This window comes from Streptomyces sp. NPDC019531 (assembly GCF_044903305.1).
Lineage (GTDB): Bacteria > Actinomycetota > Actinomycetes > Streptomycetales > Streptomycetaceae > Streptomyces.
In genome coordinates, this window is the sequence record NZ_JBJDQL010000019.1 from 120160 (window position 1) to 139803 (window position 19644).

Here is a 19644-nt window from a genome sequence, read left to right on the forward strand (position 1 = left end):
CTTCGCGCGTCTCCGGGGCTACCGGGCCCCGGAGGTCTCCGGCAGCCGCGCCGCGCCCGCCTTCTTCGGGATCTCCTTGCCGTCCGAGCCCACGACCTTGCGGTCACCGAGCGGCTCGTCCAGCGGCACGGTCTTCTGGATCTCCTTGGCGATCATGATGCAGACCTTGTCCGGCCACGGCGTATAGGTCACCGTGACCGCCACCTCGTCCGAGCTCTCGCTCGCCGACGCCGTGTAGTCCCCGCAGACCCCGCCCGTGAAGCTCACGGTCAGCTGGTCGCCGTCGGCCGTGTAGCCGTCCACCTTCACATCCCGCGTCTTCGGCGCGGAGGTCGGCTCCTCGGAGGGTGCCGTGGGCGTCGCGGAAGCCGAGGAGGCGATGTACTTCGGGTCGACCGCCGGATACGTCACCGTGAAGGCGTCCTTCGCGCCCGTCGCCCGCACCTCGAACAGCCAGGACGGCACGAGCGCCTGCCGGCCCTGCACGTAGTGCGACGCCAGCCCGAACACCGCCTTCTCGACGGTGAGCGTGCTGTTCGCCGGGCTCGCCGTCGACTCCCCGCAGGGCGCCTCAAGACGGTCCTTCAGCGGTACGGGACTGGCGCAGCCGCCGATGCCCATGCGGTGGTCGGTCGCGGGCACCTTGTTCAGCAGGCCGAGCGTCTTCTCTGCGCTCAGCACGGGATATGTGTCGCTCTTCACCGGCGCCTTCAACTGGCCGGTACCGCCGACCACTTCACCCTGCGCGTTCACGGTGATGCCGGTCGACCAGCCGTACGTGGGCAGCCCGCCGACCAGCGGATCGGCGTTCACGGCCCGCTGGGCGCCCATGACCTGGCTCGCGTCGAGCTTCGCGTCGTCCTGGCCCACCGCCTTCAGCACCGGCGCGGCGGCCTTCTCCGCGACCGCCTCGCTCACGGGAGCATCCGTGGAGGCCCCGCACTCGGTGGCGCTCGTGCAGTTGTCGATGACGGGGGAGTACCGCTGGAAGGTCCAGGCCCCCGGCGCCTGCCGGTTCACCGTGAGAGCCGGCCCCGAACCGTCCTTGGTCCCGACCCGCCAGACCTGCCCCTGCGCCACCGGCTTCCCCTCGACCCCGAGCGCCTCGGCGAGCCGCGTCACATCGTCCTCGGTGACCTGCCCCTCGGCCCGGTAGACGGGCGCCGAACCGGGCCCCTTGGGGAGACTCCCGTCGGCGCGATAGGTCACGCCGTACGGATTCGGCTCCCCGGGCGCGATGCCGTTGCCCTCCCCACCGCCCTGGCTGTACCCGTCGAGCGCGAGAGGCGGGGGAGTGTCGTCACCGGACGCACCGGACGTCGTGTCCTTGCCCGACCCTCCGGAGGCACTGGCCGCGAGGTACGCCCCACCGCCTCCGACCAGCAGTACGGCGGCGGCGACAGCGGCGATGGCGACGGGTGAGCGGCGCCGAGCGGGCCGGAGATCGTCGGCCTCCTCGTCCCGGGGGACCTCGGAGTCGGGGGCGGGGGCGGGGGGCTCGGAGGCCCCGGTCTCGTCCGGTTCGGTCGTGCCGTCGGCTTCCCGCGCCGGGCCGGTCACGCCGAGGTCCGTCTCCTCGTCACCGGAAACCTCGGAGCCCCGCTTCTCTTCCGCACCGCTCGACTCCGTACCGCTCGCCCCGTCCGCGTCAAGAGCCTCCGCAGCGCTCCCGTCCACGTCGCCGGAGGCGCCGGTGTCGTCGTTGTCGGGTCGCTCGGTGTTCACCGCATCGCTCCTTCTGCTGCGCAACTGTCTCCCGACCCTGACCCGACCCTGTCAAAAAGGTCGGCAAACGGGTCGTATCCCGCATCCCCTTTCCGGGGGACGGCGGTGAGACGCAGCGGGGGAGCGCGCGGTTCCCTCGAACGCGCCGACTCACGCCCTGTGACTCAGTCGCCGTACTCCGACATCGCCTCCAGCAGCCGGGCGGAGCCCTCCGGAACCGTCACGCCGTGGATCAGCGAGGGCGAGACCGGAAGGGAGACGACCGGGTCGGGAACCGCCCAGTGGGGAGCCATCCGGGCGCAGTCGCCGAGCAGCGAGGCGAGGTCGCCGTCCAGGTCGGCCGGGGCCGGGGCGTACAGCTCAAGGTTCGTCATGACGGAACCGTATGCACGTGGCAGGCCGCGAAGAAAGATCTACTATCGGGTAGTTTTACCTGCTTCAACGCGCCGTCGGCCACCTCGCAGTACTCCATACGGACCCGATAGCGTTAACCGTCAACACACCCTCCCTCAGGAGAGTCTCCGTCGTGCGCATCGCAGTCACCGGCTCCATCGCCACCGACCACCTCATGACCTTCCCCGGCCGCTTCGCCGACCAGTTCGTCGCGGACCAGCTGCACACGGTCTCGCTCTCCTTCCTGGTCGACAACCTCGACGTCCGCCGTGGCGGCGTCGGCGCGAACATCGCCTTCGGTATGGGCCAGCTCGGCACTCAGCCGATCCTGGTCGGCGCCGCGGGCTTCGACTTCGACGAGTACCGCGCCTGGCTGGACCGGCACGGCGTCGACACCGCGTCCGTCCGTATCTCCGAGACGCTGCACACCGCCCGCTTCGTGTGCACCACCGACGCCGACCACAACCAGATCGGCTCCTTCTACACGGGCGCGATGAGTGAGGCCCGCCAGATCGAGCTGAAGACGGTGGCCGACCGGGTCGGCGGACTCGACCTGGTCCTCATCGGCGCGGACGACCCGGAGGCGATGCTCCGCCACACCGAGGAGTGCCGCTCGCGCGGCATCCCGTTCGCCGCCGACTTCTCCCAGCAGATCGCCCGGATGAACGGCGACGAGATCCGGATCCTCCTGGACGGGGCGACGTACCTCTTCTCCAACGAGTACGAGAAGGGGCTCATCGAGTCCAAGACCGGCTGGTCGGACGCGGAGATCCTCGCGAAGGTGGGGCACCGGGTCACCACGCTGGGCGCGCAGGGCGTACGGGTCGACAGGGCCGGCGAGGAGCCGATCGTCGTCGGCTGTGCGGAGGAGGAGCGCAAGGCGGACCCCACGGGGGTCGGCGACGCCTTCCGCGCGGGGTTCCTGTCGGCCCTTTCCTGGGGTGTCTCGCTGGAGCGGGCGGCGCAGGTGGGCTGCATGCTCGCGACTCTCGTCATCGAGACCGTGGGGACGCAGGAGTACCGGTTGCGGCGCGGGCACTTCATGGAGCGGTTCACCAAGGCGTACGGGGACGAGGCGGCGGGCGAGGTTCAGGGGCATCTGGGCTGAGCGCCCCGAGCGGAGGGCTTTCAGCTGGTCCGGCGTACCACGTACGCCGTTCCTCTCTCCGCCGGTTCCTCTCCCACGTACTCCTGTTCCCGCATCTCGCACCACGCCGGGATGTCCAGGCGGGCCGCCTCGTCGTCCGACAGGACCCGGACGGTCCCGCCCACCGGCACGTCTCCGATCACCTTGGCCAGTTCGATGACCGGGATCGGGCACCGTTTGCCGAGGGCGTCCACGACGAGTGAGTCGTCCCGCACCACAGCCGCGGGCGTCGGCGCGCCCAGCTGCTCCCGTACCGCCGCCACCGCCCCCGGCAACACCTCCAGGAACCGGTCGACCTCCTCGGAGACCGCCCCGAACGGCAACGACACCCGCACATTCCCCTCACTCAGCACCCCCATCGCCTTCAGCACATGGCTGGGCGTCAGCGTGCTGCTCGTGCAGGACGAACCGGATGAGACGGAGAAACCCGCCCGGTCCAGCTCGTGCAGAAGTGTCTCCCCGTCGACATAGAGACAGGAAAAGGTGACGATCCCCGGCAGTCGCCGCTCGGGATCGCCGACCACGTCCACGTCCGGCACCAGCTGAGGCACCCGAGCCCGGATCCGCGCCGTCAGCTCCCGCAGCCGTACGGCCTCTTGCGCAGCCTCGGCCCGCACCGCCCGCAGCGAGGCCGCCGCCGCGACGATCGCCGGCAGGTTCTCGAACCCGGGCGCCCGCCCCGCCTCCCGCTCGTCGGCGGGCCCTTGGGGCGAGAACCGGACACCCTTTCGTACGACGAGCAGGCCGACCCCCGACGGGCCACCCCACTTGTGCGCACTCGCCGTCAGCAGCGACCACGCCCCCTCGACGGGTCCCCACCCGAGCGACTGGGCTGCATCCACGAGCAACGGCACCCCTGCCTCCCGGCATACCGCGGCCACGTCCGCCACCGGCTGCACGGTCCCCACCTCATGGTTCGCCGACTGAAGACACGCGAGCGCGGTGTCCGGGCGAACAGCGTCGCCGTACGACTGCGCGCTCACCGCTCCCGTACGGTCCACCGGAACCTCGGTCACCTCGAACAGCTCTGCCGAATGAAGCACCGAGGAGTGTTCGACAGCAGACACGATCAGGTGACGTCCGATCCGCCGCCGCCCGGCAAGCGCTCCGGCGACACCGGTGTGCACGGCACGGGTACCGGACGAGGTAAACACCAGCTCGTCGGGACGACAGCCGACCGCCTCCGCTGCGGCCTCCCGAGCGGCGTCGAGCAGCATCCGCGCCCGCCGCCCTTCCCGATAGAGCCGGGAGGGATCAGCCCACCCTTCGTCAAGGGCGGCCAACAGCGCCTGACGAGCAACGGGATGGAGTGGAGCACTGGAAGCAGCGTCGAAATAAGACACACAGCCACGCTAACCCCCCAGGGGCGCGGGGAACTGCGCGACCAGCCACAACGCACCCGCAGCCGCCAATCCAGCGAACCCCCAACCCAGTAGGCACCCCTCCCCGCGAACCCTCGGAGAGCGTCGGCTAGGGTTTGCTCCGCATAAACATCCAAACCCCTGCCCGACGCAGGGCGGCGACCGACCACCGAAGAAGGCAGGCCGCAGCCAATCCGCGCGGGCGAGACTCTCGGGAAGGCGCTACGTGAGTCCCAACGGCTCCGACCGCTCGCCGCGGCGCCCGATGCGGCGGAAGCTGCTGCAGGCAATGACCGCGGGCCTGGTCCTGGCGACCGCCACCGGTTGCACATACAAGGACTTCCCCCGCCTTGGTATGCCCACCCCCACCACCGAAGAGGCTCCGCGGATCCTCTCCCTGTGGCAGGGTTCCTGGGCAGCCGCGCTGGCCACCGGCGTGCTGGTGTGGGCCTTGATTCTGTGGAGCACGATCTTCCACCGGCGCAGCCGGACCAAGGTCGAGGTTCCTCCGCAGACCCGGTACAACATGCCCATCGAGGCGCTGTACACGGTGGTTCCGCTCGTCATCGTCTCGGTCCTGTTCTACTTCACGGCCCGTGACGAGTCGAAGCTCCTCAGCCTCAAGAAGGAGCCCGACGTCACCATCAACGTCGTGGGCTACCAGTGGAGCTGGGCCTTCAACTACATCGAGCCCGTCGCGGGCTCCACGGGCGACGCGAAGACCGACAAGAACCTGGACGCGATTCCGACCCGGTTCAAGGAGGACTTCCCGGCGAACGCCGGCGGTGTCTACGACTTCGGCACGCCCGCCACGAAGAACCCGCAGACCGGCAACCCCGGCCCGACCCTCTGGCTCCCCAAGGGCAAGACGGTCCGCTTCGTCCTCACCTCGCGTGACGTCATCCACTCCTTCTGGGTGGTGCCGTTCCTGATGAAGCAGGACGTCATCCCGGGCCACACCAACGCCTTCGAGGTGACCCCCAACAAGGAGGGCACCTTCCTCGGCAAGTGCGCCGAGCTCTGCGGCGTCGACCACTCCCGGATGCTGTTCAACGTGAAGGTCGTCTCCCCCGAGCGCTACGAGCAGCACCTCAAGGACCTCGCGAAGAAGGGGCAGACCGGTTACGTTCCCGCGGGCATCGAGCAGACCGCCCACGAGAAGGACCGGGAGACGACGAACCTGTGAGCATCCTCAACGAACCCCAGGGTGCCGCCGAAGCAGGGTCCCACTACGCGGACGAACTGCCGGTCCGGCGCCAGACCCGCGGGAGTGTGGTCATCAAGTGGCTCACCACCACTGACCACAAGACGATCGGCACGATGTACCTGGCCACGTCGTTCGCGTTCTTCCTGATCGGCGGCGTGATGGCGCTCTTCATGCGCGCCGAGCTGGCCCGGCCGGGTCTGCAGATCATGTCGAACGAGCAGTTCAACCAGGCGTTCACGATGCACGGCACGATCATGCTGCTGATGTTCGCGACGCCGCTGTTCGCCGGCTTCACCAACTGGATCATGCCGCTGCAGATCGGCGCGCCCGACGTGGCGTTCCCGCGGCTGAACATGTTCGCCTACTGGCTCTACCTGTTCGGCTCGACGATCGCGGTGGGCGGCTTCCTCACCCCGCAGGGTGCGGCCGACTTCGGCTGGTTCGCCTACTCCCCGCTGTCGGACGCGGTCCGCTCGCCGGGCATCGGCGCCGACCTGTGGATCATGGGTCTGGCCTTCTCCGGCTTCGGCACGATCCTCGGTGCGGTCAACTTCATCACCACGATCATCTGCATGCGCGCGCCCGGCATGACCATGTTCCGCATGCCGATCTTCGTGTGGAACGTGCTGCTGACCGCGGTGCTGGTCCTGCTCGCCTTCCCCGTTCTCGCCGCCGCGCTGTTCGCGCTGGAGGCGGATCGGAAATTCGGGGCACACGTCTTCGACGCCGCGAACGGCGGAGCGTTGCTCTGGCAACACCTCTTCTGGTTCTTCGGCCACCCAGAGGTGTACATCATCGCCCTGCCGTTCTTCGGCATCATCTCCGAGGTCATCCCGGTCTTCTCCCGTAAGCCGATGTTCGGCTACATGGGTCTGATCGCGGCGACCATCGCGATCGCGGGTCTGTCCGTGACGGTGTGGGCGCACCACATGTACGTCACCGGCGGTGTACTCCTGCCGTTCTTCTCCTTCATGACGTTCCTCATCGCCGTACCCACCGGTGTGAAGTTCTTCAACTGGATCGGAACGATGTGGAAGGGGTCCCTCAGTTTCGAGACCCCGATGCTCTGGGCCACCGGCTTCCTGATCACCTTCACCTTCGGTGGTCTGACCGGTGTCATCCTGGCCTCGCCGCCGCTGGACTTCCACGTCTCGGACTCGTACTTCGTGGTGGCGCACTTCCACTACGTCGTCTTCGGCACCGTCGTCTTCGCCATGTTCTCCGGCTTCCACTTCTGGTGGCCGAAGTTCACCGGCAAGATGCTCGACGAGCGCCTCGGCAAGATCACGTTCTGGACGCTGTTCATCGGCTTCCACGGCACCTTCCTGGTCCAGCACTGGCTGGGCGCCGAGGGCATGCCGCGTCGTTACGCCGACTATCTGGCGGCCGACGGCTTCACCGCCCTGAACACGATCTCGACGATCAGCTCGTTCGTGCTCGGCCTGTCGATACTGCCGTTCCTCTACAACGTGTGGAAGACGGCCAAGTACGGCAAGCCGGTCGGCGTCGACGACCCGTGGGGCTACGGCCGCTCCCTGGAGTGGGCGACCTCCTGCCCGCCGCCTCGCCACAACTTCCTCACCCTGCCGCGGATCCGCAGCGAATCCCCGGCGTTCGACCTTCACCACCCGGAGATCGCCGCTCTCGACCAGCTTGAGAACGCCGGTCACGGTGAGAAGGCCCTCTCGGGCGGCAAGGAGGCCGGCAAGTGAAGATCCAAGGACGGATGTTCATCTGGCTGAGCGTCTTCATCCTCGTCATGGCGATCGTCTATGGCGTGTGGTCGAAGGAGCCGGCCGGCACCACCGCGCTCTTCCTGGCCTTCGGCCTGTCCATCATGATCGGCTTCTACCTGGGCTTCACGGCCAAGCGGGTGGACGCCGGTGCGCAGGACAACAAGGAGGCCGACGTCGCGGACGACGCCGGCGAGGTCGGGTTCTTCAGCCCGCACAGCTGGCAGCCGCTCGCCCTCGGCTTCGGCGGCGCCCTGGCCTTCCTGTCGGTCGCGATCGGCTGGTGGCTGCTGTACTTCTCGGTGCCCGTGATCATGGTCGGCCTGTACGGCTGGGTCTTCGAGTACTACCGCGGTGAGAACCGCACGCAATAGCACGAGCGGAGCTCATCAGGAGCCCGGACACTCCGTCAGGAGCGTCCGGGCTCCTGCGTTTGCCGCAAGACTTATCACTCGTACGAGTCACTCGGCGTGCCAGAGTTGACTTCGCTTCCTAGCGTGAAGTCATGAACCACACACCGCGAACCCGCACCGTCGTCAGCTGCACCCTGCTGGTGATCGCGCTCGGCGCGAGTGCCTCCGCCTGCGGGTCCGACGGGAACCCGCTGGCGGCCACGCCGTACGACGCGGCGGACCAGATCGCCTTCAACGCCCCCTCGGGCGACGGCAAGAAGAAGGCCGACCCGGGCAAGCCCCTGGAGGTCACCGCCGAGGACGACGACGGCCGCATCACCGACGTCACGGCCACGGACGCCACAGGGCGCTATGTGGCGGGCGAACTCTCCGCCGACGGCAGCCGCTGGCGCAGCACCTCCCCGCTGGCCGCGAACGCCCACTACACGGTCCGGGTGAGCACCGAGGACGACGACGGGGCGCCCGGCCGCAAGGTCCTCGACTTCGACACCAGCAAGCCCCTCGGCAAGAAGCGCCTGAACGTCACCTTCGGCCCCAAGTCGGGCACGTACGGTGTCGGCCAGCCCATCACCGCCAAACTGGACAAGCCGGTCAAGGACAAGGCACAGCGCGCGGTCGTCGAACGCGCTCTCAGGGTCGACTCCACGCCCGCCGTGGCGGGCGCCTGGCACTGGGTGGACGACAAGGAACTGCACTACCGCCCCAAGGAGTACTGGCCCGCCCACGCCACGATCCAGGTCCGCAGCGACCTGGAGGGCATCAAGATCGGCGACCGGCTCTGGGGCGGCAAGGCCAAGCCCGTGAAGCTGACCACCGGCGACCGCATCATCGCCGTGACGGACGCCTCGTCACACTCGATGACGGTGTACAAGAACAACGAGGTCATAAAGGAGCTCCCGGTCACCACCGGAAAGCCCGGCTTCGACACCCGCAACGGTGTCAAGGTCGTACTGGGCAAGGAGTACTTCGTACGTATGCGCGGCACCAGCATCGGTATCGCCGAGGGCTCCTCGGAGTCGTACGACCTGCCGGTCTACTACGCCACCCGCGTCACCTGGAGCGGCGAGTACGTCCACGCCGCCCCCTGGTCGGTCGGCTCCCAGGGCTACGCCAACGTCAGCCACGGCTGCACCGGTATGAGCACCTCGAACGCCGCGTGGTTCTTCGACACCGTCCACGAGGGCGACGTGGTGACGGTCGTCAACTCGAACGGCAACACGATGGAACCCTTCGGCAACGGCTTCGGCGACTGGAACCTCGCCTGGAAGAAGTGGCGCGACGGCAGCGCGCTGGTGGCCGGCACTCCGGACGCCCCGAGCGCAGACCAGACGGCAAGGCTGAGGCCACAGAGCGTTTAGAGACACCTCAGGGGCAGCACACCCAGGGGCGCGGGGAACTGCGCGACCAGCCACAACGGCCCCGCAGCCGCCCTACCCCAGGCCCGACCGAGCTCCTAGGCGCTCAAAGCCTTCCGATCCCGCAACAAAGAAGCCAGCGCGGAGGCGAACTCCACCGGATCCACCGGCAGGGTCACCGCCGCCTCGGCCCGGCTCCACGTCGCCAGCCAGGCGTCCTGCGGCCGCCCCATCAGCACCAGCACCGGCGGACAGTTGAACACCTCGTCCTTGATCTGCCGGCACACCCCCATGCCGCCCATCGGCACGGCCTCCCCGTCCAGCACACAGACGTCGATCCCGCCCTTGTCCAGCTCCTTCAGCACCGCCGCAGGCGTGGCGCACTCCAGGAACTCGACCAACGGGACATCGGGAGCAGGTCGCCGACCGGAGGCGAGCCGTACCTGTTCGCGGGTGTTGGAATCGTCGCTGTAGACCAGCACCGTGGCGGTCGGCTGCATTGTTCCTCCGTGACGTCAGCGTCGTAAGGACAGGCCCGTTGGCCCGGATGCTACTCCCTTGAACACCACGTCAACACTGGTATGAAGCAGGGAGACACTCCGAACGGCACCCCCCGGGGTGAGGGCGGGATAAGCGACCGACATAATGTCGGTCGTGGCGACAGCAACGACAGTAGAAACCGGGCACGCGCACCCGTCGGTCAACCGGCCGAACCTCACCAGCGTCGGAACCATCATCTGGCTGAGTTCCGAGCTGATGTTCTTCGCGGCCCTCTTCGCGATGTACTTCACCCTGCGATCGGTGACGGGTCCCGATCACTGGAAGGAAATGGCGTCCAGCCTGAACTTCCCGTTCTCGGCGACGAACACCACGATCCTGGTGCTCTCCTCGCTCACCTGCCAGCTCGGTGTCTTCGCCGCCGAGCGCGGTGACGTGAAGAAGCTCCGGGGCTGGTTCATCATCACCTTCATCATGGGCGCGATCTTCATCGGCGGTCAGATCTTCGAGTACACGGAGCTGGTGAAGAAGGACGGGCTCTCGCTCTCCTCCGACCCGTACGGCTCGGTGTTCTACCTGACCACCGGCTTCCACGGCATGCACGTGACGGGCGGCCTCATCGCGTTCCTGTTCGTTCTCGGGCGTACCTACGCGGCCAAGAGGTTCACCCACGAACAGGCGACCGCGGCGATCGTCGTGTCCTACTACTGGCACTTCGTCGACGTCGTCTGGATCGGCCTCTTCGCCACGATCTACATGATCAAGTAGCCGGGCCCGCTCCCGACATCGCAAGCATCGACGCAGAAGATCCTGACACCGGGGTAATCCGTGAAAAAGCTCTCCGCACGACGACGCCACCCGCTGGCGGCGCTCGTCGTCCTACTCCTCGCGCTGGCATGCACCGGGGGGCTGTACGCCGTGTTCGCCCCCGCGGACAAGGCGAAGGCAGATGAAACCGCCCAGTCCCTGGCCATCGACGAGGGCAAGAAGCTCTTCGCCGTAGGCTGCGCCAGCTGCCACGGCAGGGGAGGCGAGGGCTCTTCCGACGGTCCGAGCCTCGTGGGCGTGGGCGCCGCGGCCGTCGACTTCCAGGTCGGCACCGGCCGTATGCCGGCCCAGCAGCCGGGCGCGCAGGTTCCGCGCAAGAAGGTCATCTACACGCAGGCCGAGATCGACCAGCTGGCCGCGTACATCTCCTCGCTGGGCGCGGGTCCGAGCATCCCGACCGAGGCGCAGTACGGCCCCGACGGTGCCGACATCGCCAAGGGCGGCGAGCTGTTCCGCGACAACTGCACGCAGTGCCACAACTTCACCGGCAAGGGTGGTGCGCTGACGCACGGCAAGTTCGCGCCGAGCCTTGAGGGCGTCGACCCGAAGCACATCTACGAGGCCATGCAGACCGGCCCGCAGAACATGCCTTCGTTCCCCGACACCACGCTGTCGGAGCAGAACAAGAAGGACATCATCGCGTACCTGAACGCGGTCAACGGCGACGACACCGTGAGCCCCGGCGGCCTTGAGCTGGGCGGTCTCGGCCCGGTCTCCGAAGGCCTGTTCGCCTGGATCTTCGGCCTCGGCGCGCTGATCGCAGTCGCCGTCTGGGTCGCCGCTCGGACCGCAAAGGCCAAGAAGTCATGAGTAGCCAAGACATTCCAGAAGAGAACCTGCCCGCAGAGCAGGACGCGCACGGCGCGGTAGGCGTCGCGGACGAGAAGAACCCGTTCGCGGACCCCGGTCTGCCGCCCCACGAGCACCGGGTGCAGGACATCGACGAGCGGGCCGCCAGGCGGTCCGAGCGCACGGTGGCCATGCTGTTCACGGTGTCGATGCTGGCCACCGTCGGGTTCATCGCCTCGTACGTGGGCATCCCCCACGACAAGTCGGTCTACGTCTTCCCGATCGGGCACATCAACGCGCTGAACTTCGCGCTGGGCCTGACCCTCGGTCTCGCCCTCTTCGCGATCGGCGCGGGCGCGGTCCACTGGGCCCGCACCCTGATGTCCGACGAGGAGATCGCCGACGAGCGTCACCCGATCGAGGCGTCCCCCGAGGTCCGCGAGAAGGTCCACGCGGACTTCAAGCAGGGCGCCAAGGAGTCGGCACTCGGCCGTCGCAAGCTGATCCGCAACACGATGTTCGGCGCGCTGGCCCTGTTCCCGCTCTCCGGCGTCATGCTGCTGCGCGACCTCGGTCCGCTGCCGGGCACCAAGCTCCGCCACACGATGTGGCGCAAGGGGCTGCTGCTCGTCAACATGAACACCGACCAGCCGCTGCGTCCCTCCGACGTCGCGGTCGGCTCCCTCACCTTCGCCAAGCCCGAGGGCCTGGAGGACCACGACGAGGAGTTCCAGACCGAGATCGCCAAGGCCGCCCTGATGATCGTCCGGATCCAGCCGGACAACATCAAGGACAAGCGCGAGCTCGAGTGGTCGCACGAGGGAATCGTCGCGTACTCGAAGATCTGCACCCACGTCGGTTGCCCGATCTCCCTGTACGAGCAGCAGACGCACCACGTGCTCTGCCCCTGCCACCAGTCCACCTTCGACCTCTCCGACGGTGCCCGGGTGATCTTCGGCCCCGCCGGTCACGCCCTGCCGCAACTGCGCATCGGTGTGAACGACGAGGGCTACCTTCAAGCGCTCGGCGACTTCGAGGAGCCCGTCGGTCCTGCATTCTGGGAGCGCGGATGAGCACTACAGAGTCCACCGAGTCCCGCGCCCGCGGGAAGGCACCGGCCGGCGAGCGCGTCGCCGACTGGGCCGACGGACGGCTTGGGATCTACTCCCTGGCCAAGTCCAACATGCGCAAGATCTTCCCCGACCACTGGTCGTTCATGTTGGGTGAGGTCTGCCTCTACAGCTTCATCATCATCATCCTCACGGGTGTGTATCTGACGCTGTTCTTTCACCCGTCGATGAACGAGGTGGAGTACCACGGCAGCTACGTCCCGCTGCAGGGACAGCTGATGTCCGAGGCGTTCAACTCGACCATGCACATCTCCTTCGATGTGCGCGGTGGTCTGCTGATCCGGCAGATCCACCACTGGGCGGCGCTGATCTTCCTTGCCGGCATGTTCGTGCACATGATGCGCGTGTTCTTCACGGGCGCGTTCCGCAAGCCGCGTGAGGTCAACTGGCTGTTCGGCTTCCTGCTGTTCGTCCTGGGCATGTTCACCGGCTTCACCGGTTACTCGCTCCCGGACGACCTGCTCTCCGGCACCGGTGTCCGCTTCATGGAGGGCGCGATCCTGTCCGTGCCGATCGTCGGCACGTACATGTCGTTCTTCCTGTTCGGCGGAGAGTTCCCGGGCGGCGACTTCGTGGCCCGCTTCTACTCGATCCACGTCCTGCTGCTGCCGGGCATCATGCTCGGTCTGGTGGTCGGCCACCTGATCCTGGTCTTCTACCACAAGCACACGCAGTTCGCGGGCCCCGGCAAGTCCAACAACAACGTCGTCGGCATGCCGCTGCTGCCGGTCTACATGGCCAAGGCCGGAGGCTTCTTCTTCCTGGTCTTCGGTGTCATCGCGGCCATCGCGGCGATCGCCTCCATCAACCCGATCTGGTCGATGGGCCCCTACCGTCCCGACCAGGTGTCCACGGGCGCCCAGCCGGACTGGTACATGGGCTTCTCCGAAGGCCTGATCCGTGTCATGCCGGGCTGGGAGATCAACTTCTGGGGTCACACGCTCGTCCTGGGCGTGTTCATCCCGCTGGTCGTCTTCCCGCTGGTCCTGGTCGCGATCGCGGTCTACCCGTTCATCGAGTCCTGGGTCACCGGCGACAAGCGCGAGCACCACATCCTGGACCGCCCGCGCAACGCCCCGACGCGTACGGCCTTCGGCGTCGCGTGGATCACCTGGTACATGGTGCTGCTGATCGGTGGTGGAAACGACCTCTGGGCCACCCACTTCCACCTGTCGATCAACGCCATCACCTGGTTCGTCCGGGTCGCGTTCTTCGCCGCCCCGGTCCTCGCGTTCGTCGCCACCAAGCGGATCTGCCTCGGCCTCCAGCGCCGCGACAAGGACAAGGTGCTGCACGGCCGCGAGTCCGGCATCATCAAGCGCCTGCCGCACGGTGAGTTCATCGAGGTGCACGAGCCGCTCAGCCAGGAGCAGCTGCACACGCTCACGGCGCACGACCAGTACGAGCCGGCCCAGATCGGCCCCGCGGTCGACGAGAACGGCGTCGAGCGCAAGATCAAGGGCTCCGAGAAGCTGCGCGCCAAGCTCAGCGAGTCGTACTACGGCGAGGAGTCCCAGATCGCCAAGCCCACCGTCGAGGAGTACAAGGAGATCACGAGCGGCCACGGCCACCACTGATCGCTGCGCTCGCCACGCGCGGTAGAAGGGCCCGTCCGACACACCGGACGGGCCCTTCGCCGTGCCGTGGAGTGCGGGCTCGGTGGGGGCGGGCGTTTTTGCGCAGTTCCCCGCGCCCCTGATGCCTGCGGCGGCCTGTGCGGCCTCGGTGGGGGCTTGCGTAGCGCGTGTGGTGTGGTTTGGAGTCGGGGGCGGGGGGGGGGGGGGGGGGGGGGGGGGGGGGGGGGGGGGGGGGGGGGGGGGGGGGGGGGGGGGTGGGGGGGGGGGGGGGGGGGGGGGGGGCGCCCCCCCCGGGGCGGGGGGGTGGGTTGTTCACGATGTGCTGGATAACGGACGCCGGCCGCTGCGGGCGGACACCCCCCACCCCGGCCCCTGCTCGCCGTCGGCGGCTTGCGGTCCTCAGGCGCAGGGCCCCGTCCGAACACCGGACGGGGCCCTGCGCCGTGCTGCGGGCTGGATAGGGTGTGGGCACACTTTTCTACGACATCTGGAGCGGCCCCATGAGCGCTGTGACCCCCGCTGGAGGCGACATCGCGGCGGGCCGTTCCTGGCCCGAGGTGCTGAACGGTCTGCTGTCCGGCCGTGACCAGGAGGCCGACGCCACGTTCTGGGCGCTGGACCGGATCATGCGCGGCGAGGCCACCGACGCCCAGATCGCCGGGTTCGTGGTGGCGCTGCGGGCCAAGGGCGAGACCGTCGAGGAGATCACCGGTCTGGTCCGGGCGATGTACGAGCACGCGAACGTGATCGAGGTGTCGGGCCCGACCGTCGACATCGTCGGCACCGGCGGCGACGGCGCGAAGACGGTGAACATCTCCACGATGTCCTCGATCGTCATCGCCGGCACCGGCGCCAAGGTCGTCAAGCACGGCAACCGGGCCGCCTCCTCGGCCTCCGGTGCCTCGGACGTCCTGGAGAAGCTCGGCGTCAACCTGGAGCTGACCCCGCAGCGGGTGGCCGAGGTGGCCGATGAGGCCGGGATCACCTTCTGTTTCGCGATCAAGTTCCACCCGGCGCTACGTCATGTGGGCGCCGCTCGCGGCCAGTTGGGCATCCGTACGGTGTTCAACGTCCTCGGTCCGCTGACCAATCCGGCCCGGGTCCGGGCCCAGGCGGTCGGGGTGGCCGATCCCCGCATGGCACCGATCGTCGCGGGCGTCTTCGCCGAGCGCGGCAACTCCTCCCTGGTCTTCCGCGGTGACGACGGCCTCGACGAGCTGACGACCACGTCGACCTCCCGGGTCTGGATCGTCCGCGACGGCAAGGTCACCGAGGAGAGCTTCGACCCCAGGGACGTCGGCATCGAACTGGTGCCGGTGGAGGCGCTGCGGGGCGGTGACCCCGCGTACAACGCCGAGGTCGCGCGGCGGCTCCTGGACGGCGAGACGGGCCCGGTGCGGGACGCCGTACTCCTGAACTCGGCGGCCGCGCTGGTCGCCCTGGACCCCGGCACCGGGACGCTGGCCGAGCAGCTGCGGGCCGGTATGGCCAGGGCCGCGGAGTCGATCGACTCGGGGTCGGCGAAGCGGGCGCTGGCGCGCTGGGTGGCCGCGAGCAACGCGTAGCAGGCGGTCGCGGTCCCGCAGTTCGGACACGAGTTGCGGGACCGCGATCACTTCACGTACGTTCCTGTACCAGGTCATGAGTGACAGTCATGAGGCCCCGGCCGACTGTCCGGCAACCCTCCGTCCGTGGCGGGGTGCCCCGGGTGAAGACCAGGCCGTGAGCAGCGAGGTTCACGGCAAGCGCGGGCCCCTCTCGAAACCAGGGGTCCTGGTCGTTCGAGGGAGTCTTCCGTGAGCAAGCGAATGCGATAGGGCGCCGAGCCCCGCCTCCGCACACCCTTCTTCTCTTTCACCTGAGTGCCTTCACGGGAGCCCCCCCATGTCTGTCTCCACTGCTGCCTCCGCCCAGACCATTTGTGCCCACCTGCCCGTTCTGGGCCGGGATGTCACCGTCCCGCTCGTCACCGGCGGCGAGGTCACCTACGCGGCCCTCGACTACGCGGCCAGCGCCCCCGCCCTCCAGCGCGTCTGGGACGACGTGGCGGCCTATGCGCCCTACTACGGCAGCGTCCACCGCGGGGCCGGCTACCTCTCTCAGCTGTCGACCGACCTCTTCGAGAACGCCCGCAGGACCGTCACCGAGTTCCTCGACTGCCGGGACGACGACCAGCTGATCTTCACCCGGTCGACCACCGACGCGCTGAACCTTCTCGCCGCCGCCCTCCCCGCCGACTGCCAGGTCTTCGTCTTCGAGACCGAGCATCACGCGAGCCTGCTGCCCTGGCAGGACGCCAGGGTCACCTACCTCGACGCCCCGCGCACCCCGCGCCAGGCCGTCGAGACCCTGGAGAAGGCCCTCGCCGACCGTGACCCCCAGGGCCCGGCCCTGGTCTGCGTCACCGGCGCCTCCAACGTCACCGGAGAGCTGTGGCCGGTCCGCGAACTGTCGGCGGCGGCCCACGCGCACGGCGCCCGGATCGTCCTCGACGCGGCCCAGCTCGCCCCGCACCACCCGGTGAGCGTCCGTGACCTCGATGTCGACTGGGTCGCCTTCTCGGGCCACAAGCTCTACGCCCCCTTCGGCTCCGGCGTCCTGGCCGGCCGCGCCGACTGGCTGCGCCAGGCTCAGCCGTACTTGGCGGGCGGAGGCGCCAGCCGCAAGGTCACGCGGCGCGAGGACGGGGGAGTGGACGTGGAGTGGCACGACAGCGCCGCACGCCACGAGGCCGGTTCCCCCAACGTCATCGGCGCCTACTCCATCGCCTCCGCCTGCAAGGCCCTCACCGAGGCGGGCTTCGACACCCTGGTCGCCCGCGAGCGGCACCTGATCTCCAAGGTCCGCGAAGGCCTCGCGGAGGTCCCCGAGGTCCGCGTCCTGTCCCTCTTCGGCGACGACGCCCCCCGCGTCGGCGTGATCTCCTTCGTCGTCGAGGGCTGGAACAGCTCCCACTTCGCCGCCGCGCTCTCCGCCGAGTACGGCATCGGCGTCCGCGACGGCCTGTTCTGCGCCCACCCCCTCGTCCGCACCCTGCTCGGCAGCGACCCGCAGTCCCAGGGCGAGTGCGGCGCACCCGAGGCCGCGCCCGGCGAGAAGTCCCTCAACGCGATCCGGGTGAGCTTCGGCGCGGGCACGCCGGACGAGCACGTCGAGCGGTTCGTGCGGGCCGTGAAGGAACTGGTCGCGGACGGTGCGAAGTGGACGTACCGCACCGAGGACGGCCGCTGCGTCCCGGCCGTCTGACGTACCGACGTCCACCCCGCGTATACGCTCGATCCCGGCAGCCGTACGGAGGCAGGGGGGAACACGGGGTGCAGGAGCTGCGCGAGACGGACCCGCGGACCATCGGGCCGTACGAGGTCCTGGGCAGACTCGGGTCCGGCGGGATGGGCGAGGTGTATCTCGCCGAGGCGCGGGGCGGGCTGCGGCTGGCCGTGAAGGTCGTACGGGCCGAGCACGCCGAGGACCGCACCTTCCGCGCCCGGTTCCGGCACGAGGTACGGGCCGCGCAGACCGTCGGCGGGGCCGGGACGTACACCGCGCGGGTCGTGGACGCGGACACCGAGGCCGCGCGGCCGTGGATGGCCAGCGAGTTCGTGGCGGGCCCCAACCTGCGGGACGCGGTGCTCGACCGGGGCCCGCTGTCCGCGGACGCGGTACGGCTGCTGGCCGCCGCGCTCGCCGAGGCGCTCGCCGCGATCCATGCCAAGGGACTGGTCCACCGGGACCTCAAGCCCTCCAACATCCTGCTCGCGCCGGACGGGCCCCGGGTCATCGACTTCGGGATCGTCAGGGCCCTGGAAGGCACCGCGCTCACCCGGACCGGGGTGGTCGTCGGGTCGGTCGGCTATCTCTCGCCCGAGCAGATCCGCAACGGCGCCCAGGTGGTGCCGTCCAGTGACGTGTTCTCACTGGGGGCGGTCCTCGCGTACGCGTCCGGCGGGAAGGAACCGTTCGGCGAGGGGCAGGACTCGGTCGTACTGCTGCGGATCCTGACCGGGGACGTCGACCTGTCCGCTGTACCGAAGGAACAGCTGGCGCTGGTGGAGGCGTGTCTGCGGGACGACCCCGGGGCGCGGCCGACGCCCGCCGAACTGGTCGCGGCCGTGGGACACACCGCGGGCTCGCTCCGTGAAGGACTGCGCGAGGGGTGGTTCTCCGGAGGGACGCCGACCGTGGCCGTCGGTGGCGACGCGCGCTGGGTGCCGGAACACGGGTCGGGGGAGCGGCTCAGCGGGGTGGAGTACATGGCGCCCATGACGGTCACCGACGTGCCCGCGGCCGCCGTCGCCGCCCCGCCTCCGCAGCCCTCGCGGCGGCGGATCCTGGCCGCCTGGGTCGGCGGTGCGGGGGCGATGGGCGCCGGTGGTCTGGGCTGGTGGCTGCTGCGGGGCACCTCAGCTTCCTCCGCTTCCTCCACCGGTCCGGGACGGGCCGTGCAGGGACCGACCGGCTCGACCGCGAGCGGGGCGTCCGCGACGGCCGAGGTGGGCTGGAAGTACGAGGTGGAGGGGCTCGGCGGACGGCGCGGCCCTTGCGCCGCCGTCTCGCCCGACGGCACGCGGGTGTACGTCGGCGGCGCGGACGGCTCGCTGCACGCCCTGGACCTGGACGGGCGGACCGTCTGGCGGACCGCGCTGGGCGCCGAGGCCATGTCCCCGCTCGCCACCGTCGACGGCGTGTACTGCCTGCTGGAGGACGGCCAGGAGGGCGCCTCCAAGCTGTGCGCGCTGGGCCCGCGCGGCAAGGTCCGCTGGACGAAGGCGTTCGCCGCGAACAGCCAGTTCCTGGTGGCCTCGGGACGACTGGTCCTGGTGTCCTACGGCAACGGCTCGGACGCGGGCGGGGTGCGGGCCTACGCCCCCGACGGCAGCGTGCGCTGGTCCACGCCGACCGGGGCGGCACCCACCAGTGAGCCCCTGGTGTCGGGCGGGGTGGTGTACGTCGGCACCTTCGGGGACCAGGTGCAGGCCCTGGACGCCAAGACCGGCAAGCGGCTCTGGGCGACCCCGGCCGGTCTCGACACCGGGCGGCCCGCGCCGGTCGGTGACACCCTGATCGTCGGATCGGGCGGCGAGCGGATGCTGCACGGCATCAGCCGCGCGGGCAAGCGGCTGTGGGACTCGACCAACGACAAGGTGTACGGCAGCCGTTACTTCACCTGCGTGGCCTTCGGCGGCCTCGGCGTCACCGCGTCCGACTACGAACTCGTCGCCCTGGACCCCGTCGACGGATCGACGGCGTGGTCCTTCCAGTTCACCGACGAGGGAAGCCAGTACAGCGACCCGGTGATCTCCGGCGACACCGCCTACGTACGCCGTGGCTCGACGCTCTACGGCGTGAACCGCAAGGGCAAACAGGTGTGGCAGAAGCGCGTCGAGGGCGGTGCGTCCGTCGGCACCCATTCCCCGGTCGTGCGGGGCGGCCGGGTGTACGTGGCGACCGCCGACGGCATCACGGTGCTCGCCCTCGACTCCTAGGGCCG

16 protein-coding genes and 1 riboswitch are annotated in these 19644 nt (G+C 69.2%); of the genes, 12 read left to right on the forward strand and 4 right to left on the reverse strand.

All coding sequences use genetic code 11. The features are described 5' to 3' along the window. Window positions 1-18: 18 nt before the first annotated feature. Window positions 19-1725, reverse strand: a complete 1707-nt coding sequence (locus tag ACI2L1_RS22695; protein ID WP_404741154.1) for a hypothetical protein — start codon at window positions 1723-1725, stop codon at window positions 19-21. Between the two features lie 164 nt (window positions 1726-1889). Next, window positions 1890-2099, reverse strand: a complete 210-nt coding sequence (locus ACI2L1_RS22700; RefSeq protein ID WP_404741155.1) for a hypothetical protein — start codon at window positions 2097-2099, stop codon at window positions 1890-1892. Window positions 2100-2251: 152 nt separating this feature from the next. Here ACI2L1_RS22700 and ACI2L1_RS22705 point away from each other — a divergent pair, with 152 nt between their 5' ends. Then, window positions 2252-3226 (forward strand): carbohydrate kinase family protein, encoded by a 975-nt coding sequence (locus ACI2L1_RS22705; protein ID WP_404741156.1) that lies wholly within the window; start codon window positions 2252-2254, stop codon window positions 3224-3226. A gap of 20 nt (window positions 3227-3246) precedes the next feature. On the opposite strand, the gene ACI2L1_RS22710 is transcribed toward ACI2L1_RS22705, so the two are convergent. Further along, window positions 3247-4608: a cysteine desulfurase/sulfurtransferase TusA family protein gene (locus tag ACI2L1_RS22710; protein WP_404741157.1), complete on the reverse strand. Its 1362-nt coding sequence runs from the start codon at window positions 4606-4608 to the stop codon at window positions 3247-3249. 244 nt (window positions 4609-4852) lie between these two features. Here ACI2L1_RS22710 and coxB point away from each other — a divergent pair, with 244 nt between their 5' ends. From coxB to ACI2L1_RS22730, 4 genes are all read left to right on the forward strand, one after another. Then, window positions 4853-5812 carry a cytochrome c oxidase subunit II gene (coxB, locus tag ACI2L1_RS22715; RefSeq protein ID WP_404741158.1) on the forward strand — a complete coding sequence of 320 codons (960 nt, stop codon included), beginning with the start codon at window positions 4853-4855 and terminating at the stop codon, window positions 5810-5812. Further along, on the forward strand, window positions 5809-7545 hold the full coding sequence (gene ctaD, locus ACI2L1_RS22720; protein WP_404741159.1) for a cytochrome c oxidase subunit I: 1737 nt from the start codon (window positions 5809-5811) through the stop codon (window positions 7543-7545). The genes coxB and ctaD overlap by 4 nt, the downstream gene beginning before the upstream one ends. Further along, on the forward strand, window positions 7542-7940 hold the full coding sequence (locus tag ACI2L1_RS22725) for a cytochrome c oxidase subunit 4 (RefSeq protein ID WP_404741160.1): 399 nt from the start codon (window positions 7542-7544) through the stop codon (window positions 7938-7940). The genes ctaD and ACI2L1_RS22725 overlap by 4 nt, the downstream gene beginning before the upstream one ends. A gap of 131 nt (window positions 7941-8071) precedes the next feature. Beyond that, window positions 8072-9337 (forward strand): Ig-like domain-containing protein, encoded by a 1266-nt coding sequence (locus tag ACI2L1_RS22730; RefSeq protein WP_404741161.1) that lies wholly within the window; start codon window positions 8072-8074, stop codon window positions 9335-9337. 95 nt (window positions 9338-9432) lie between these two features. Here ACI2L1_RS22730 and ACI2L1_RS22735 read toward each other — a convergent pair whose 3' ends face one another. Further along, a complete protein-coding gene (locus ACI2L1_RS22735) occupies window positions 9433-9834 on the reverse strand; it encodes a hypothetical protein (RefSeq protein ID WP_404741162.1) in 402 nt (133 codons plus the stop codon). Between the two features lie 145 nt (window positions 9835-9979). Here ACI2L1_RS22735 and ACI2L1_RS22740 point away from each other — a divergent pair, with 145 nt between their 5' ends. The 7 genes from ACI2L1_RS22740 to ACI2L1_RS22770 all read left to right on the forward strand — a co-directional run bounded on the left by ACI2L1_RS22740 (window position 9980) and on the right by ACI2L1_RS22770 (window position 19639). Further along, window positions 9980-10600 (forward strand): heme-copper oxidase subunit III, encoded by a 621-nt coding sequence (locus tag ACI2L1_RS22740; protein WP_266565888.1) that lies wholly within the window; start codon window positions 9980-9982, stop codon window positions 10598-10600. Window positions 10601-10660: 60 nt separating this feature from the next. Further along, window positions 10661-11470: a c-type cytochrome gene (locus ACI2L1_RS22745; protein WP_123988653.1), complete on the forward strand. Its 810-nt coding sequence runs from the start codon at window positions 10661-10663 to the stop codon at window positions 11468-11470. Continuing rightward, a complete protein-coding gene (locus tag ACI2L1_RS22750; protein ID WP_404741163.1) occupies window positions 11467-12522 on the forward strand; it encodes a Rieske 2Fe-2S domain-containing protein in 1056 nt (351 codons plus the stop codon). The genes ACI2L1_RS22745 and ACI2L1_RS22750 overlap by 4 nt, the downstream gene beginning before the upstream one ends. Beyond that, window positions 12519-14156, forward strand: a complete 1638-nt coding sequence (locus ACI2L1_RS22755) for a cytochrome bc complex cytochrome b subunit (protein WP_404741164.1) — start codon at window positions 12519-12521, stop codon at window positions 14154-14156. Before ACI2L1_RS22750 ends, ACI2L1_RS22755 begins: the two co-directional genes overlap by 4 nt. A gap of 500 nt (window positions 14157-14656) precedes the next feature. Continuing rightward, window positions 14657-15721 (forward strand): anthranilate phosphoribosyltransferase, encoded by a 1065-nt coding sequence (gene trpD, locus ACI2L1_RS22760; RefSeq protein WP_404741165.1) that lies wholly within the window; start codon window positions 14657-14659, stop codon window positions 15719-15721. A 72-nt stretch (window positions 15722-15793) separates the two neighbouring features. Further along, a riboswitch (SAM riboswitch) is annotated at window positions 15794-15910 on the forward strand. 130 nt (window positions 15911-16040) lie between these two features. Next, window positions 16041-17402 (forward strand): aminotransferase class V-fold PLP-dependent enzyme, encoded by a 1362-nt coding sequence (locus ACI2L1_RS22765; protein WP_404741166.1) that lies wholly within the window; start codon window positions 16041-16043, stop codon window positions 17400-17402. A 68-nt stretch (window positions 17403-17470) separates the two neighbouring features. Beyond that, entirely contained in the window at window positions 17471-19639 is a 2169-nt protein-coding gene (locus ACI2L1_RS22770; RefSeq protein ID WP_404741167.1) for a PQQ-binding-like beta-propeller repeat protein, read from the forward strand. Window positions 19640-19644 lie beyond the last annotated feature (5 nt).

Coding starts and splice junctions, on each gene's coding strand:
- ACI2L1_RS22740 (WP_266565888.1), top strand. CDS start 9,980: ATGTCGGTCGTGGCGACAGCAACGACAGTAGAAACCGGGCACGCGCAC.
- ACI2L1_RS22755 (WP_404741164.1), top strand. CDS start 12,519: ATGAGCACTACAGAGTCCACCGAGTCCCGCGCCCGCGGGAAGGCACCG.
- ACI2L1_RS22750 (WP_404741163.1), top strand. CDS start 11,467: ATGAGTAGCCAAGACATTCCAGAAGAGAACCTGCCCGCAGAGCAGGAC.
- ACI2L1_RS22730 (WP_404741161.1), top strand. CDS start 8,072: ATGAACCACACACCGCGAACCCGCACCGTCGTCAGCTGCACCCTGCTG.
- trpD (WP_404741165.1), top strand. CDS start 14,657: ATGAGCGCTGTGACCCCCGCTGGAGGCGACATCGCGGCGGGCCGTTCC.
- ACI2L1_RS22700 (WP_404741155.1), bottom strand. CDS start 2,099: ATGACGAACCTTGAGCTGTACGCCCCGGCCCCGGCCGACCTGGACGGC.
- ACI2L1_RS22735 (WP_404741162.1), bottom strand. CDS start 9,834: ATGCAGCCGACCGCCACGGTGCTGGTCTACAGCGACGATTCCAACACC.
- ACI2L1_RS22765 (WP_404741166.1), top strand. CDS start 16,041: ATGTCTGTCTCCACTGCTGCCTCCGCCCAGACCATTTGTGCCCACCTG.